Raw genomic sequence first — 15,403 nt, forward strand, 5'->3', positions numbered from 1 at the left:
TGGCCGTAAGGGTCGTGGGCCTGGGGGCTGGTGACGCGGGCCGGGACGGTGCCGGCGATTTGCGGTTTGGCGTGCGGAGCCGGGCGAAAGCACAGGGTTTCTGAATAGGGGATCGCCTCGAAGGCGGCTTCGAAGCTGCGGTCGCGCGCGGCCTGGGTGGTCAGGCGGGTGATGACTGCACCGGTTTGGAACGCCTGGGGTGCGCCGCCGCTGATCCTGAGGACCTGGCCCGGCGCCAGGGTGGCGCTGCTGCTAAGGCCGCTCAGGCGGGTCTGCTGGTTCAGGTACTGCTCGTGGCGCAAGCGTGCGTAGAAGTAGCCGCTTTCGCATGGCAGGTCTTCGTCTTGATCGAGGCGGTTGCCGAGGACGCTGTAGGGTTCGGCGTAGTGGTAGGCATCGCCGTAGGCCCCGCCGCGGCTCTGCTCGATCCCGCCGTTCAGGTGGGCGCTGGCGTCGCGGTGGTGGTAGGCGCGTACGCTGACCTGTTGCTCGACGACCTGGTGGCTCGATTGCAACGCCCATACGCCGTCCTGCCCGCTGCTGCCGAGCCCGGATTGCGGGCGGTAAGGCAGTTCGACGTCGAATTGGTAACCGCGCTGGCTATCGAAAAACTCGACGACCTCTAGGCGCAGGCGTTCGTCGCTGGTGAAGCGATACCAGATGCCCACTTCGGCGAGCAGCCGGCTGATAAAGGCCAGGTCGCTTTCGCCGTATTGCATGACCTGTTCGCGCCGGGGGTAGTCGCGCTTGAGGGTGAACAGGAAGTCCTGCCCTTCGAAAGCGTGGCGGCTGCGCAGGATGTGTTCGACGATCTCGGGCACGGATTGGTGCTGGTAGATACGCAACTGTCGGCCACGTTCAAGCAGGGCCAGACGCGGTTGCAGGGTGATTGCATAGGTGGCCTGGTCATTGGAGCCGGACCGGCGCGCGAAGGCGGTGACGACGCCGTGCAGGGTACGCAGGGGTTTGATCTTGGGGGGCGACAGGCTCAGCAGCGGCAGTTTTTGTGGCGGGGCGTGCAGGCTGAAACTGGCTTGATGGCCGAGGATGGAGTCGGCGGCGAGGTCGAGGTCGGGGCTGGTGAATTCGATGCGGTACTTGAACGGCTGGCTGAGCTGCTCTTCGCCTTCGAAGGCCAGTACATCAAGCATGGCACCGACATTACGAACCCACAGCACGTGACGGCTGTGATCGAAAAATGGGCTCGGTAGTACGCTGGAAGTCATCCCTTTACTCCTGAACGCGTGAGAGTCCAGAGAGTAAAGTTTTGTTATCCCAGATTAATGTCGGAAGATTCGACTTTAAGAGAAGGGTGCTTCCTGATCTCCTCTTGCGCGATGCACCTCAATCACCAACCCCTCCTCCTCACTCGGCACACTGAAGTGACGGGTGATCAGGTCGAACTCGGCATCGGTTGCCGCGAAGTCATGCTCGCCCCGCGCATTTCGGGCATGCAGCCGGGCGCGGCAAGTGGCGTCATCCAGCTCGAGATAATGCAGGCAGTGCGGCACCTGGGCTGTCTGCGCCAGGCCGCGCAGCCATTCGCGGTTGGCCAGGGTGTTGGCCGGAAAATCCAGCACCACGTTGACGCCCGATTGCAGCAGGTTGACCACCAGCGGCCCCAGCACACCACGAATACGTTGGGCGCTGCGCAGGTAATCCGCGATGGACAGGATTTCACCCGGGTACAGCTGCGCCAGCCAGTGATCTTCGCTGAGCACTAGTGCGGCATGCGCAGTGGCCAGGGTGTTGGCAAGGGTGGACTTGCCGGAGGCGATCTTGCCGCATAGCAGATGCAGGGTTGGCATGGGGACGTTTCCTTGTGTCGGTTTACCCAGCATGCCCGGCATCAGTGATACCCCGCAACTCAGGCGGTATGCCGCTGCCAATGTTCGTAGAACGCCAGGGACGCAACGTTCTTGTCCTTGGCTTCGAGCATGATGTCGAAACGGTCGAGAAACTGCAGCGCGTAGTCGTTGGTCCAGCGGTTCCACATCTGCGCGCTGTGGCCGTACAGGTCGCGCTTGGACACCACCTGCATCAGCGCATCCATCTCCAGCTTGTGTTCGGCGTCGAAGCCGAGCTCCTGCAGGCTCTCCTGGGGCTGGGAGTAGTGCATGGTCGGGCGCACACCGCGCCAGCTGTCGATGACGCGAGCCACCCGTTCCGAGTGGGGATCGATGTACTCATTCTCGTTGATCCAGCAGTGATGAATATCCAGCACCACCGGCGCCAGGTCGGCGACTTGCAGGCAGTGATCCAGCCCGTAGGTTTTCTCGTCGTTCTCGAAGGTGATGCAGTTGCGCGCCACTTGCGACAAGCGCGTCCAGACGGCGCGGGTGCCTTCCACCCCAAGGCGGCCGGCGATGTGCACGTTGCACTTGAGGTCCTGGAATTGTCGACCATAGCCCATCATGCGGATCATATCGGCGTGGTATTCAAATTCGGCCAGGCTGTTTTCCACCACGCCGGGATTCTCCGAGCCCAGCACGCAGTATTGGCCGGGATGGAAAGACAGGCGGATGTCCGACGCCCGCGCCAGCTCGCCGATGGCGGCAAACCCCTCGACCAGTTGCTGTTCGATGGCCGGGTCCTTGTACACGGCCGCCACCTTGGGGTGACTGTAGAACGGCAACAGGTCGCTGCTCAGACGCAGCATGCGCAAGGTCGGCGGCAGCCCGGCGACGTAAGTGAGCAGGCGCAATTGCGCGGCAAGGTTGTGGGTGACCACTTCGACCAGCTTGGCGCGGGCCTCCTGCGCTGTCACACCGTCCATCCAGCGCAAGGTGGTGGTGCGCGGGTTGAACGGGCCTTCGATCAGCTTCATGGCACTGGCCGAGAGCAACCGTTCAGGGTGCTTGTATTGGCATGCGAAGCCGATGCGGGGATGGGTCATGGGAATGCCTGGCGGAAATTGAGGGCGGGATGATACGGGGTTAGGCGCTGGTCTACGCAGGAGGTTCAGTGGATTTTGCACGAGCAAAGGCTTTGACATATTTGCTCAAGGCAACAATATAATTGCTAAAGGCAACCATCTGGACACCATCATGTCTATCTCCCCTCTGGTCGAACGCGCCGGCATCATCCGTGGCTTCAACCGTTTCTACACGCACCAGATTGGTGTGCTGCAGGAGCATCTGCTGCAAAGCGAGTTTTCACTCACCGAAATCCGCGTGATGTATGAGTTGTCGTCCCGAGGCGACCTGACCAGCGCCGACCTGTGCCAGATGCTCAGCCTGGATGCGGGTTACCTGAGCCGGCTGATCAGTGGGCTGGAAAAGAAAGGCCTGATCCAGAAAGTCCGCTCTGTCACCGATGCCCGCGCGGTGCAACTGCACCTCAGCGACCTCGGTCGCAGCGTGTTGACGCCGTTGGAACAACAGACCCAGGACGAAGTGATCGCCCTGCTCCAGGCCCTGCCTGAACGGCAACAGCAGCAACTGACAGGCGCGATGAAACGCATCCAGGCCCTGCTGCAAGGCACCGCGCCGAGCTACCTGCTGCGCGACCCGCAACCCGGCGACATGGGGCTGGTGGTGCAACAACAATCGGCACTGTATGCCCGTGAGTACGGCTGGAATTGGGAGTTCGAGGCGCTGGTGGCGGAGATTGTCGCCAAGTACTTGAGGAACTTTGACCGCAGCTGCGAGCGCTGCTGGATCGCGGAAAAAGACGGCGAAGTGGTGGGTTCGGTGTTCGTGGTGCGCCATGACGACAACACCGCCAAACTGCGCATGCTCTATGTGGACGCCAGTGCGCGCGGCATGGGGATTGGCCAGCGCCTGGTGGATGAGTGCCTGCGTTTTGCCCGGCAGGCCGGCTACAAAAGCATGCTGCTGTGGACCGTGAACATCCTCACCGATGCCCGCAAGCTCTATCAGAAAGCCGGCTTCCAGTTGGTCGAGGAAGAACCCACCGAGAGTTTCGGCAAATCGTTGATCAGCGAAACCTGGACCCGTGAGCTGTAAAGCCTTCCCGCGCTGCCGCCAGCGCGGGAAGTCGTCACTTAAAGGTCGGTGATTTCCTTGTGGCGTGGTACCAGCGTCTTCATCACGCTCCAAGCCACCAGGTACGCCAGCGCACAGATCGCGAACATGATCATGTAGCCGGTGTGAATATCGTTGATCGACTTGTAGTAGTCGAACACCCAGCCGCCGACCTTGGTCATCACCACGCCGCCCAGGCCACCGGCCATGCCGCCGATACCGACCACCGACGCCACGGTTTTCTGCGGGAACATGTCGGACACGGTGGTGAAGATGTTGCAGGACCACGCCTGGTGCGCTGACGCCCCCACGCCGATCAGCAATACCGGCACCCAGAAGCTGATATAGCCCAACGGCTGTGCCAGCAACACCACCAACGGGAACAACGCGATCACCAGCATGGCTTTCATGCGCCCGTCATACGGCGCGTCGCCGCGTGCCATGAAGTAGCTTGGGAACCAGCCGCCGCCGATGCTGCCGACCATGGTCATGCTGTAGAGCACGGCCAGCGGCATCACGATGTCGGCGCCTTTCATGCCGTATTGCGCCGACAGATAAGTCGGCAGCCAGAACAGGAAGAACCACCACACGCCGTCAGTCATGAACTTGCCAAAGGCAAATGCCCAGGTCTGACGGTAGGTGAGCAGTTTGAACCACGAGACTTTTTTCTCTACTGCACCCGCTGGCGCCGGGGTGAAGGGCTGCACGGTCTGGTCGCTGCGGATATACGCCAGTTCTGCGGCCGACAGGCGCTTTTGCTGCTCGGGCGGCTGGTAGAAGGCGATCCACACCGCTACCCACACAAAACCCAACGCACCGATCACGATAAAGGCCGCCTCCCAGCCCCACAGCCCCGCGATCAGCGGCACGCAGATTGGCGCCAGGATCGCGCCGACGTTGGCCCCGGAGTTGAAAATGCCAGTGGCAAATGAGCGCTCTTTCTTCGGGAAGTACTCGGCCGTGGCCTTGATCGCAATCGGGAAGTTACCCGCCTCGCCAACCGCCAGCACCGCGCGGGACAACATGAAACCGGCAATCGACACCGGGATCACCGCCAGGCCAATCGCGCCACTGACCGCAGCGATGCCCTCGCCCATCGGCACGGCAAACGCATGCATGATCGCGCCGGTAGACCAGATGCCAATCGCGACGATATAAGCGGCCTTGGTGCCGATCTTGTCGACAAAACGCCCGGCGTACAGCATTGAGATGGCATAGACAAACTGGAACACCGCCGCAATGTTCGCGTAGTCGGTGTTGCTCCAGCCAAATTGCGTAGACAGCTGTGGCGCCAGGAGGCTGAGCACCTGGCGGTCGAGGTAGTTGACGGTGGTGGCGAAGAACAGCATCGCGCAGATGGTCCAGCGATAGCTGCCTACCGCTTGGCCAACGCGCTGGGCGTTGATGGGCTCGTTCAAATTCATGGCATCACTTTTTTATTTTTGTTAGGTAGGACATACGTAACGTCATATGTCGTCGTACAACTGTGACTTTTATAGCGGGCGATCTAGGGGCTGTCAATCTGAAACACTACGCCAAACCAAAACAAGTCGTAGGACAACACCCCCTCGACCACGACAAAAACGCAGGCCTCAGCAAAAAAACGCAATTAGTGGTGAATTATTTCGTATCCGCCTGTATCTGACCTTTCAGAGCGGTGCCATCGCCACGATGGCACCTCCCCTGTTCAGATTTAGAGTGGTGCCCATGAAATCTCGCAAGAAAAGCGTCAGCCCCATCGGGTTGAAAGACATCACCATTGTCGACGACACCAAGATGCGCAAGGCGATCACCGCCGCCGCACTGGGCAATGCCATGGAGTGGTTCGACTTTGGCGTCTACGGGTTTGTCGCCTATGTACTCGGCAAAGTGTTCTTCCCCGACGCGTCCCCCAGCGTGCAGATGATTGCCGCACTGGGCACCTTCTCCGTGCCGTTCCTGATCCGCCCCCTGGGTGGCCTGTTCTTTGGTGCACTGGGCGATAAATACGGGCGGCAAAAAGTCCTCGCCGCGACCATCGTGATCATGTCCCTGAGTACCTTTGCCATCGGCCTGATCCCCGGATACGCCTCGATTGGCATCTGGGCACCGATCCTGTTGCTGCTGTGCAAAATGGCTCAGGGCTTTTCCGTGGGCGGTGAGTACACCGGCGCCTCGATCTTCGTCGCCGAGTACGCGCCGGACCGCAAGCGCGGCTTTCTCGGCAGTTGGCTGGACTTCGGCTCCATCGCCGGTTTCGTGCTGGGTGCGGGCGTCGTGGTGTTGATTTCCAGCGTATTGGGCGAGGCCGATTTCGAATCATGGGGCTGGCGCCTGCCGTTCTTCCTTGCCCTGCCCCTGGGCATCATCGGCCTGTACCTGCGCCACGCCCTGGAAGAAACCCCGGCGTTCCAGCAGCACATGGACAAGCTCGAACAAGGCGACCGCGAAGGCTTGAGCCACGGACCCAAGGTCTCCTTCAAGGAAGTCGCGACCAAGCACTGGCGCAGCTTGCTGACCTGCATCGGTATCGTCGCGGCAACCAACGTGACTTACTACATGCTGCTCACGTACATGCCGAGCTACCTGTCCCACAACCTGCACTACAAAGAAAACAGCGGTGTGCTGATCATCATCGCGATCATGGTCGGCATGCTGTTCGTGCAGCCATTCATTGGTTTTGTCAGCGACAAGATCGGCCGCAAGCCCTTCATCATTGCTGGCAGCATCGGCTTGTTGGTGCTGTCGATCCCGGCGTTTATGCTGATCACCAGCGGCAAGATCGGCCTGATCTTCGCCGGCTTGCTGATCCTCGCGGTGGTGCTTAACTTCTTCATCGGTGTGATGGCATCGACGCTGCCCGCGATGTTTCCCACCCACCTGCGCTACAGCGCGCTGGCCAGTGCCTTCAATGTCTCGGTGTTGATCGCCGGTCTTACCCCGACGGCCGTGGCCTGGCTGGTGGAAAGCACCAACGACCTGTACATGCCCGCCTACTACCTAATGGTGTTCGCGGTGGTCGGCCTGATCACCGGCCTGACCATGAAGGAAACCGCCAACAAACCCCTGCGCGGCGCGGCACCGGCGGCGTCGGACATGGAAGAGGCCAAGGAGTTGTTGCAGGAACATCACGACAATATCGAGCAGAAGATCGAAGACATCGACGCCGAGATTGCCGAGTTGGAAGCCAAACGCAAAAACTTGGTGCAGCAGCATCCGCGCATAAATTGAAGCAAGTCTGCGCCGCCAATAGCCTTGCCACGTTATCCGACGTGGCAAGGCTGGGCCGAGCAGAGGCCTGCTTTTATCCATCTGATGACTGAAGCGTGTTTACCCTTCCCCCTCATTATTTCGCCAAGGGCGCCGATAGCCTGTCATCGAACTGACTTGCAGAAGTGTCCTGCGGGAAATAATGCCGAACTCCCATGCACCAATTGTCCGCACGCTGTCCAATCGCACCAGCCTATCACTGACTCGCACATCACTATTCAAGCTGATGGCCCTGTTGGCGGGTGTCTTTGCAGCGGTCGTCTATTCGTTGGTCTACCTCGCCTACGACATGGATCGCACCGAACAGGCTGAAAGCGCTTTTCACGCTCGCAAGGCCATGCAGTCCCTGGACAAATCCTTGCGTTTGACCGTCAAAGACTATGCGTTCTGGAGCGACGCGTACAAACACCTGCACGTTCAAGTGGACACCGACTGGGCCTACGTGCGCGAAAATGTCGGCCCGACACTGTTCCAGGATTTCGGCTTTCAAGGGCTTTTTGTCGTCAGCGACGTGAATCGCACGGTATATGCAGTGGTCGAGGGCAAACTACAGCCGCTGGAGTTGAGCAGTTGGCTTGGCCAATCCATTGACCCCATTATTGAACAGGCGCGTGCCGGGGCCGCCTCCGAAACCCCGGTGACGAGCTTTATCAACGTGCGCGGCAGCCCTGCCCTGGTGGCGGCTGCCGCGATCACCCCCGGCACCGACCCCACGGTATTGCCGGACGGCAGGCGGCCCTCCGTGTTGATCTTCGTCGACATTCTGGACAGCGCCAAACTGGATGCTATCGGCGATGACTTTGGCGTCGCCAACCTCCACATCGCCAGCTCCGAAGAAATCGGCAAGTCCCTGCTACCCCTCGGCGACAACGGCGCCGCCGGCAGCCTGTACTGGGAGCCGGAGCGCCCCGGTCTGAAGTTGGTGGGCGTAGGCCTGCCCCTGCTGGGCCTGGCGGCACTACTGGTGTGCGCGATGACCTGGATGATCCTGCGTCGATCCACTGCCAGCGCCCTGGCCCTTGATGCCAGCCACGCTTCATTGCAAAGCAGCCAGGCGGCCCTGGCCACCAGCGAAGCACGGTTTCGCGACGTGGTAGAGGCCAGTTCCGACTGGGTTTGGGAAATTGACGCCACCTGGCACTTCACCTACTTATCGGAACGTTTCGAAAGCGTCACCGGTCTCGCCAGACAGGCCTGGATGGGCGCAGCGATGAACGACCTGCTCGACACGGACGTCGGGCACTTGTCGCAATGGCTCGCCACACCCGGCAGACGCCCAGACCTGAGCGTGCAGTGCCGCTACGTCGATGCCCAAGGTCAGGCGCGTAGCACCCGGCTCTCGGCCCGGGAAATGCCTTGTGGCGGGTTTCGCGGCACGGCCACCGATGTCACCGATGAAGTCGAGGCGCGACGCAGAATCGAGTACCTGTCCCAGCACGACGCTCTCACCGGGCTGCCCAACCGTACACGTCTGCAAGCTTTCCTCAACAGCAAGCTCCAGGCCGCGTCGCCTCTGGCGCAGCCGTTGGTCATGCTCACCCTGGACCTTGATCGCTTCAAGCCAGTCAACGACCTGCTCGGCCATGCAGCTGGCGACCGCGTGCTCAATGTCGTGTCCAACCGTCTCGTCGACTGCGTGCGCCATGGCGACCTGGTAGCTCGAGTGGGCGGCGACGAATTTGTGCTGATCCTCACTGATACAGGCACTCAGGATGACGTCGAAAAACTCTGCCAACGCCTGATTGCGTCCATCGAGGGCGCCATCGGGATCGATGAGCAGGAGGTGTTCATCAGCGCCAGCATCGGCATCGCCCTGGCACCCAACGATGCCAGCGACGCGGCCGAACTGCTGCGCTATGCCGACATCGCGCTGTACGAAGCCAAATCCGCCGGCCGCAATACCTGGCGCTTCTATTCCGCGGACATGAATGCACGGATCATTGAGCGGCGCCGCCTGGAAAGCGACTTACGGTTCGCGATCAAGCATGGAGAATTACGCCTGCACTTCCAGCCCCGCTACCGTATCGCTGACGGCGAGATGGTGGGGGCCGAAGCACTGGTGCGCTGGCAACACCCGGTGCGCGGCCTGATTGCACCGGACACCTTCATCCCGATTGCCGAAGAGTCGGGGCTGATCCTGTCGCTCAGCGACTGGGTAATGGAGACGGCGTGCGCCTGTGCCGCCCAGTGGCCGGCCCCCCTGTTCGTGTCGGTCAACCTTTCTCCCTCTGAGTTCAAGCGCGGGAACATGGTGGCGCGTGTCAGTCAAGCGCTGGGCACTTCGGGTATCGACCCGTCACGGCTGGAACTGGAAATTACTGAGGGCGTCATGCTTGAAGACGCCGAAGGCGCCCTGGCGATCATGCACACCCTCAAAGCACTGGGAATACGCATCGCTATGGATGACTTTGGCACAGGCTATTCCTCCCTGAGTTACTTGCGCGCATTTCCATTCGATGGGCTCAAGATCGACCGCAGCTTCTTGAGCCGGCTCGAAGACAGCGACGATGACAAAGCCATCATCCAGGCCATTGTCGGCCTGGGCCGTGCCCTGTCCCTGACCGTGACCGCCGAAGGCATAGAAACCGCTGAACACCTGGACTTGCTCAAGGCCGTGGCATGCGACGAAGGCCAGGGTTACTTCCTCAGTCGGCCCCTGGACCGGGACACCTTCAATCAGTTGCTGGTCCGCTGACCAGCCCTACCTGAAAAACTGACTCGGCGTCTTGCCAAACTGTTTCTTGAACATGCTGGTAAAGGCGCTGGGGCTTTCATAGCCCAGTTCCAGGGCCACGTCGATAATCTTCTCCCCCACCGCAATCCGCTCCAGCGCCAGCAGCAAGCGCGCTTGCTGGCGCCATTGGCCGAACGTCATCGCGGTTTCCTTGCGGAACAGGCGCTGGATGGTTTTCTGGTCCAGGTCCAGGCGCTCGCTCCAGTCGGCCACGGTGGAGGCGTCGCCCGGATCGTCCTGCCATGCCTGGCAGATCTGCTGGATACGCGGGTCGGCCGGTTGCGGCAGCGAGAGCGGCAAGGCCGGCAGCAGCGCAAGCTCGTCAAGGATCAGGTGCATGATCCGCGCGTCCCGCGAATCCTCGGCATACGGCGGCTTCAAGCTCACCGAGGCCTTGATCAGTTCGCTCAACAACGGCGATACACTCACCGCCTTGGTCTCGGTGGGCAGGTTCGGGAACGCGTTGGGGCGCACAAACACGCTGCGCATTTTCAACGGGCCCACGCAACGCAGTGAATGCACATGCCCGCAGGGCATCCAGAAGCCGCGATTGGACGGCACCGTCCACTGATTTTGCGCCGAGTGCACCACCATCACGCCTTCGATGGCATAGAGCAGTTGGTGCTTCTCGTGGCTGTGGTCAGGGATCACCCAGTTTTCGGGATAATCGGTGGCCGAACTGATCACCGCCCAGTCGCCTTCGTCGATCTCCTGCAGAAATTTATCCAGTGATTTGATCATTTCGCCCTTTTTGCGATGATTACTGCCCGAATTTCGCGAGACAGGCATTTTTTGCAAATCTAGCATGAACGCCGAATCATTTTGAAATAAGTGGCGGGCTCAAGTACTCGCCACCCCTGTATGGAATGCCTGCATGTCGACCCTGACCGCGTCACCCACTGCTGCCCCCACTACGTCCCAAACCAGCCCCTTGGTCATGCGCATCCTTGGCGCCTGCGCCCTGGCGCATTTGATCAATGACCTGATCCAGGCCGTGCTGCCGTCGATCTACCCGATGCTCAAGGCCAACTACGGCCTGAGCTTTGCCCAGGTCGGCCTGATCACCCTGACCTTCCAACTGACCGCTTCGCTGCTGCAACCGTGGATCGGCTATCACACCGACCGCCACCCCAAGCCGTGGCTGCTGCCGGCGGGCATGGTGTGCACCTTGGTCGGCATCCTGATGCTGGCGTTTGTCGGCACGTTCCCGGCGATCCTGCTCGCCGCCGGCCTGGTCGGCGTGGGCTCCTCGACCTTCCATCCAGAGACCTCGCGCGTCGCCCGCCTGGCTTCCGGCGGTCGCTACGGCCTGGCGCAATCGACCTTCCAGGTCGGCGGCAACACCGGCAGCGCCCTTGGCCCATTGCTCGCGGCGGCGATCATCATTCCCTACGGCCAGGGCCACATCGCCTGGTTCGGTCTGTTTGCAGTGTTCGCGATCCTGGTGCTGTACGGCCTGAGCCGCTGGTATCGCCACCACCTCAATCTGTTCAAGCTCAAGCAGGGCGGTAAAGCCACCCATGGCTTGTCCAAGGGCCGTGTGAGCTTTGCCCTGGTGGTGCTGGCTGTGCTGGTGTTTTCCAAGTACTTCTACATGTCCAGCCTTACCAGCTACTTCACCTTCTACCTGATCGAGAAGTTCCAGCTGTCGGTCGCCAGTTCGCAGATGTACCTGTTCCTGTTTCTGGGGGCCGTTGCCGTCGGTACGTTTGCCGGCGGACCGATTGGCGACAAGATCGGCCGCAAAAAAGTCATCTGGTTCTCGATCCTCGGCGCCGCGCCGTTCACGCTCGCCCTGCCCTACGTCGACCTGTTCTGGACCGCGGTGCTCAGCGTGGTGATCGGCTTTATCCTCGCGTCGGCCTTCTCGGCCATCGTGGTGTTCGCCCAGGAACTGGTGCCGGGCAACGTAGGCATGATCGCCGGGATCTTCTTCGGCCTGATGTTCGGTTTCAGTGGGATTGGCGCAGCGCTGCTCGGTCTGCTCGCGGATAACCACGGCATCGAGTATGTCTACAAGCTGTGTTCGTTCCTGCCGCTGGTGGGCATCCTGACGATCTTGCTGCCCTCGACCAAAGGCGTCTGATCGGCCGCGCGTCGCCTGGCCGTATGCCAGTACGAAGTGTGTTCTGAAAACCTGCGTGTGCGCTTACAATCCCGGTTTAAACGCACACCAGGCAGACTCGGCAAGACATGACGCTCGACCCTCCTACAATTCTGGCCCTCACCGTGGCCCTTGCCGCCGCTGCCGCCCTGTACCTGGCGATTGAATGGCGCAGCGTGCGCGAACCTTCGCTGCTGTTCTGGAGCGCCGGTTTCGCCACCATCACCGTCGGCTCCACCCTGGCCCTGCTGCGCACCAACGGCTTGCTGATGATCGGCATCTGGTTCGCCAATGGCTTGCTGGTCATCGCGCATTTTCTGTTCCTGCTTGGCGTCGCGCGCTTCACCCAGGTGCGGCTGTCGCGACGCTGGCTACTGATGCCGCTCATCTGGCTGGGGATGCTGATGTTGCCGAGCGACCTGTTGTGGTCCAAAGCCATGCTGGCGGTGCAATCCTTGCTGGTGGCAGCGCCGACCCTGCGGGCGAGCTTCATGCTGCGGCCCCATGGCAAATCCTTGAGCATCGGCGCGGTGCAACTGCGTTATGTGCTGCTGTTCCACGGCTCGTTCTACGTGGCCAAGGCGTTGTCGGTGCTGATCCCGGGCACCTTGATCGACCTGGCCTCGTTCAAGGGCGAGATCATCCAGATTTCCCTGGTGGAGGGCGCGATGGCAATCATGCTGATCGCCCTGTCGATGACCGGCTCCGAACGCTACCGCCGCGAACAACAGATCGCCCGCCTCGCCGCCCGCGACCCGCTCACCGCCCTGTACAACCGCCGCGCCCTGGATTTGCGCGCGCCGCGCCTGTTGGCGCAGATCTCCCCGGCCCGTCCTGGCGCACTGCTGCTGATCGACATCGACAACTTCAAGCCGGTCAATGACCTGTATGGCCATATCGCCGGCGACCGCCTGCTGATCGCCCTCAGCGAGATGATCCGCACGGTGATCCCCCGTGGCGCACTGGCCGCGCGCCTGGGCGGTGATGAGTTTGTGATCCTGCTGCACCCGGCCTCGACCGAACAGATCGTCGACCTCGGCAGCCGCCTGCGCGGGGATTTTTTTCAGTTCACTTCGCAAACCTTTGCGACCCCAACTCCAGTGACCCTGAGCATCGGCGCCAACCTGTTCGACCAACCGCCCGCGAGCCTCACGGAGTTGATCGAACAGGGTGACACCGCGCTCTATGAAACCAAGCGCGGTGGACGCGACAGCATTCGGTTGGTGGATCGCACCGGCGCGAGTTCATTCGGCTAGCCATCGCCGAGGGTGAATTTCACCGTGCGGTAAGCCATTCGCGCCCGGTGCCGTGCATCGTGCGACTGAGGCCCATCACCCCAGCAGCACCAAAACGCCGCGCCCTCCATCCCCGCCTACGCGCTTTTAACTCGCTACCGCAACCATATCCCACATATTCAGATGACTTTTCCTAAGCAATAGCCGGAGGCGTCCGGCTGTACTTCGAATATCCAAATTATCAGGGTGACTGCGTAATAAACGCACGTTTACTTACTGCATAAAAAGGACGATATAAATGAGTGACGGCTACTTCATTGGCTTGGGTGACAAAACCAACTGCGGCGGGAAAGTCCTGGATGGCGACCCAAGCATAGACATCTATGGCCTCCTCCACGCCTGTGAGGGAGACCGAGTGACCTGTGGAAAGCACCCGGGCATTTATAAAATACTCGGCGGTATTTCCCACATGAACAGTCATGGCAGGCTGATGGCCGGCACGCTGGACAGTTTCAGCAGTTGCCCCTGCCGAGCCAGATTCATTCCCTCGGTCTACACGGCGATCTACCGCAACGAAGGCTGCGAACGACCGACCATGAGATCAGCCGCTGAACCGGCGCCGATGACTCAGGCCCGCACCTCGGCGACACCGAATCAGCCAACGTACAGTCCTTCAAGAAATTGGACGCCCTCTTCGCTTAACAGCCCACAAGGTGAAGAACCCGGCTTCTATATCGTTCCCCAAAGCACGACCCGCGAAGCTCTGGAAGCCACGTTATTTCCAACGCCAGACCCAGCAGCAATGGCCAAGTTCCGAACACTCAACCCCCGAACAGACAACGTTAAAGCCGGCTCATTGATCGTGCTTAGCGATCCAAACAATTTTCAATGCAGCAAAGAAGAAAACCAGTTACTGGAAGCAGCGGCACTCACCAATGACGCGATAAACCCTCTTAGTGCAGCCGATGCGGACTTCATGATGCGCCACCGCGAGCAGATCCAAAGTTTCCTGGCTCACAGCTCAACCGCTATTGGGACGGGTGAAACCATGCTCGCCAGGAACCTGGACAACTTACAAACAATCTTGCAAGAGATCGAAGCACTGCACCAAAAAGCATTCCTCAAGGACGGGCACTTGCGATCACCAGAGTTCTTCGCCGAACGCAAAAACCTGCTGGCCCGGCTTGATACCCACCTCACCTCCTTGACCCGCAGAAGCGCCGGTATCCCCGACCATCCCAACCTGAAAACCGCGTTGGGGATATCAAGCCGCAGCCTTGTTCATCGGTGGACACAGGCCGGGGCACCGGGCCAGATACCCGGCTACGCGACCCACATCCAACAATTGGTGAAAGCTTCGACGGTGATCAAATATGGAGGCTGGGTCGGTACAGCGATTGGTGGTGGGGCTTCTTATATGAAGGTGAAAAACGTGTGTTCTGCGGGTAACGATGAAGCCTGCGAGAAGATCACATTTACCGAAACAGGTAGCTTTGCAGGGTCGCTAGGGGGTGGGGCCTTGGCGGGGGCGGCGCTATCAACGGCTGTTGTCGGCGGGCTGTGTGTCGGGCTGGGCATACCAACCGTCGGCATAGCTCCTTTAGCATGCGGGCTCGTCGTGGTTGGCGCGGGCTCAGTATCGGGAGGCGCCCTGGGCAACGCATTTGGCGGATGGGTAGGCGAGAAAATCTACGAGACTGTTAAATGACACTGAGCACGGGCGATACAGTTCTTTTAACCATAGCGCTTGCCGACTTCATCGGGATTTTCCTTTGGATCGGCGTATGCCTGCACCTGGCTTATACCCAGGCGGACGTGATGCTGGAACATCTCAAAAACAGTCCGGCAATCACGACTTGGGCTCCGATCCTACATGCCGGCCCCTGGGGAAAACTGATGTTCATAGGCGGCATTTGCGGACTTATTACATTCCCAAGCTACCAGCTCAGAAAAGGCCAATTGAACGCTCAAGACTTAGCGGGCTTCCCTCCTTCCCTCAAACGCAAGTTGGTATTTTTGGAATGGTCCATGATCGGCCTCTTATTGGTCATGATGACCTTTGGCATAGCCGTTAAGCTCGAATTGATTTAACTGC

At 60.3% G+C, this 15,403-nt stretch carries 12 protein-coding genes; 7 read left to right on the top strand and 5 right to left on the bottom strand.

What is annotated here, in order from left to right; all coding sequences use genetic code 11:
* The 3 genes from OPU96_RS22720 to OPU96_RS22730 form a co-directional block, all read right to left on the bottom strand.
* A partial coding sequence (locus tag OPU96_RS22720; protein WP_498559726.1) for a type VI secretion system Vgr family protein occupies positions 1 to 1,226 on the bottom strand: 1,226 nt, incomplete at its 3' end.
* A gap of 75 nt (positions 1,227 to 1,301) precedes the next feature.
* Positions 1,302 to 1,808 (bottom strand): P-loop nucleotide/nucleoside kinase family protein, encoded by a 507-nt coding sequence (locus tag OPU96_RS22725; RefSeq protein WP_192300482.1) that lies wholly within the window; start codon positions 1,806 to 1,808, stop codon positions 1,302 to 1,304.
* A gap of 59 nt (positions 1,809 to 1,867) precedes the next feature.
* Entirely contained in the window at positions 1,868 to 2,896 is a 1,029-nt protein-coding gene (locus tag OPU96_RS22730) for a UV damage endonuclease UvsE (RefSeq protein ID WP_498559727.1), read from the bottom strand.
* Between the two features lie 151 nt (positions 2,897 to 3,047).
* On the opposite strand from OPU96_RS22730, the gene OPU96_RS22735 reads away from it, so the two are divergent.
* The gene (locus tag OPU96_RS22735; protein WP_498559728.1) at positions 3,048 to 3,968 is read left to right on the top strand and encodes a bifunctional helix-turn-helix transcriptional regulator/GNAT family N-acetyltransferase; all 921 of its coding nucleotides are present in this window, start codon (positions 3,048 to 3,050) and stop codon (positions 3,966 to 3,968) included.
* Between the two features lie 38 nt (positions 3,969 to 4,006).
* Here the strand turns inward: OPU96_RS22735 and OPU96_RS22740 are convergent, their stop codons facing one another.
* A complete protein-coding gene (locus tag OPU96_RS22740) occupies positions 4,007 to 5,410 on the bottom strand; it encodes an MFS transporter (RefSeq protein WP_498559729.1) in 1,404 nt (467 codons plus the stop codon).
* Between the two features lie 283 nt (positions 5,411 to 5,693).
* On the opposite strand from OPU96_RS22740, the gene proP reads away from it, so the two are divergent.
* Together proP and OPU96_RS22750 are read left to right on the top strand one after the other, a co-directional pair.
* Positions 5,694 to 7,196, top strand: a complete 1,503-nt coding sequence (proP, locus tag OPU96_RS22745; protein WP_192300486.1) for a glycine betaine/L-proline transporter ProP — start codon at positions 5,694 to 5,696, stop codon at positions 7,194 to 7,196.
* Positions 7,197 to 7,377: 181 nt separating this feature from the next.
* The gene (locus tag OPU96_RS22750; protein WP_498559730.1) at positions 7,378 to 9,930 is read left to right on the top strand and encodes a bifunctional diguanylate cyclase/phosphodiesterase; all 2,553 of its coding nucleotides are present in this window, start codon (positions 7,378 to 7,380) and stop codon (positions 9,928 to 9,930) included.
* Positions 9,931 to 9,936: 6 nt separating this feature from the next.
* Here the strand turns inward: OPU96_RS22750 and OPU96_RS22755 are convergent, their stop codons facing one another.
* A complete protein-coding gene (locus OPU96_RS22755) occupies positions 9,937 to 10,758 on the bottom strand; it encodes an AraC family transcriptional regulator (protein WP_226457642.1) in 822 nt (273 codons plus the stop codon).
* Positions 10,759 to 10,843: 85 nt separating this feature from the next.
* Between OPU96_RS22755 and OPU96_RS22760 the strand changes: the two genes are divergently transcribed.
* The 4 genes from OPU96_RS22760 to OPU96_RS22775 all read left to right on the top strand — a co-directional run bounded on the left by OPU96_RS22760 (position 10,844) and on the right by OPU96_RS22775 (position 15,399).
* Positions 10,844 to 12,055 (top strand): MFS transporter, encoded by a 1,212-nt coding sequence (locus tag OPU96_RS22760; protein WP_226457643.1) that lies wholly within the window; start codon positions 10,844 to 10,846, stop codon positions 12,053 to 12,055.
* A gap of 107 nt (positions 12,056 to 12,162) precedes the next feature.
* A complete protein-coding gene (locus tag OPU96_RS22765; RefSeq protein ID WP_498559731.1) occupies positions 12,163 to 13,329 on the top strand; it encodes a GGDEF domain-containing protein in 1,167 nt (388 codons plus the stop codon).
* 277 nt (positions 13,330 to 13,606) lie between these two features.
* Positions 13,607 to 15,016 (top strand): PAAR domain-containing protein, encoded by a 1,410-nt coding sequence (locus OPU96_RS22770; protein ID WP_498559732.1) that lies wholly within the window; start codon positions 13,607 to 13,609, stop codon positions 15,014 to 15,016.
* On the top strand, positions 15,013 to 15,399 hold the full coding sequence (locus OPU96_RS22775) for a hypothetical protein (RefSeq protein ID WP_498559733.1): 387 nt from the start codon (positions 15,013 to 15,015) through the stop codon (positions 15,397 to 15,399). Before OPU96_RS22770 ends, OPU96_RS22775 begins: the two co-directional genes overlap by 4 nt.
* Positions 15,400 to 15,403: the final 4 nt, after the last annotated feature.

The sequence above is a fragment of the Pseudomonas sp. RP-B7 genome (assembly GCF_059803535.1).

What these genes read in the sequence shown, in the direction of transcription:
- OPU96_RS22725 (WP_192300482.1), bottom strand. Translation starts at nt 1,808, where the DNA reads ATGCCAACCCTGCATCTGCTATGCGGCAAGATCGCCTCCGGCAAGTCC.
- OPU96_RS22730 (WP_498559727.1), bottom strand. Translation starts at nt 2,896, where the DNA reads ATGACCCATCCCCGCATCGGCTTCGCATGCCAATACAAGCACCCTGAA.
- OPU96_RS22735 (WP_498559728.1), top strand. Translation starts at nt 3,048, where the DNA reads ATGTCTATCTCCCCTCTGGTCGAACGCGCCGGCATCATCCGTGGCTTC.
- OPU96_RS22740 (WP_498559729.1), bottom strand. Translation starts at nt 5,410, where the DNA reads ATGAATTTGAACGAGCCCATCAACGCCCAGCGCGTTGGCCAAGCGGTA.
- proP (WP_192300486.1), top strand. Translation starts at nt 5,694, where the DNA reads ATGAAATCTCGCAAGAAAAGCGTCAGCCCCATCGGGTTGAAAGACATC.
- OPU96_RS22750 (WP_498559730.1), top strand. Translation starts at nt 7,378, where the DNA reads ATGCCGAACTCCCATGCACCAATTGTCCGCACGCTGTCCAATCGCACC.
- OPU96_RS22755 (WP_226457642.1), bottom strand. Translation starts at nt 10,758, where the DNA reads ATGCCTGTCTCGCGAAATTCGGGCAGTAATCATCGCAAAAAGGGCGAA.
- OPU96_RS22760 (WP_226457643.1), top strand. Translation starts at nt 10,844, where the DNA reads ATGTCGACCCTGACCGCGTCACCCACTGCTGCCCCCACTACGTCCCAA.
- OPU96_RS22765 (WP_498559731.1), top strand. Translation starts at nt 12,163, where the DNA reads ATGACGCTCGACCCTCCTACAATTCTGGCCCTCACCGTGGCCCTTGCC.
- OPU96_RS22770 (WP_498559732.1), top strand. Translation starts at nt 13,607, where the DNA reads ATGAGTGACGGCTACTTCATTGGCTTGGGTGACAAAACCAACTGCGGC.
- OPU96_RS22775 (WP_498559733.1), top strand. Translation starts at nt 15,013, where the DNA reads ATGACACTGAGCACGGGCGATACAGTTCTTTTAACCATAGCGCTTGCC.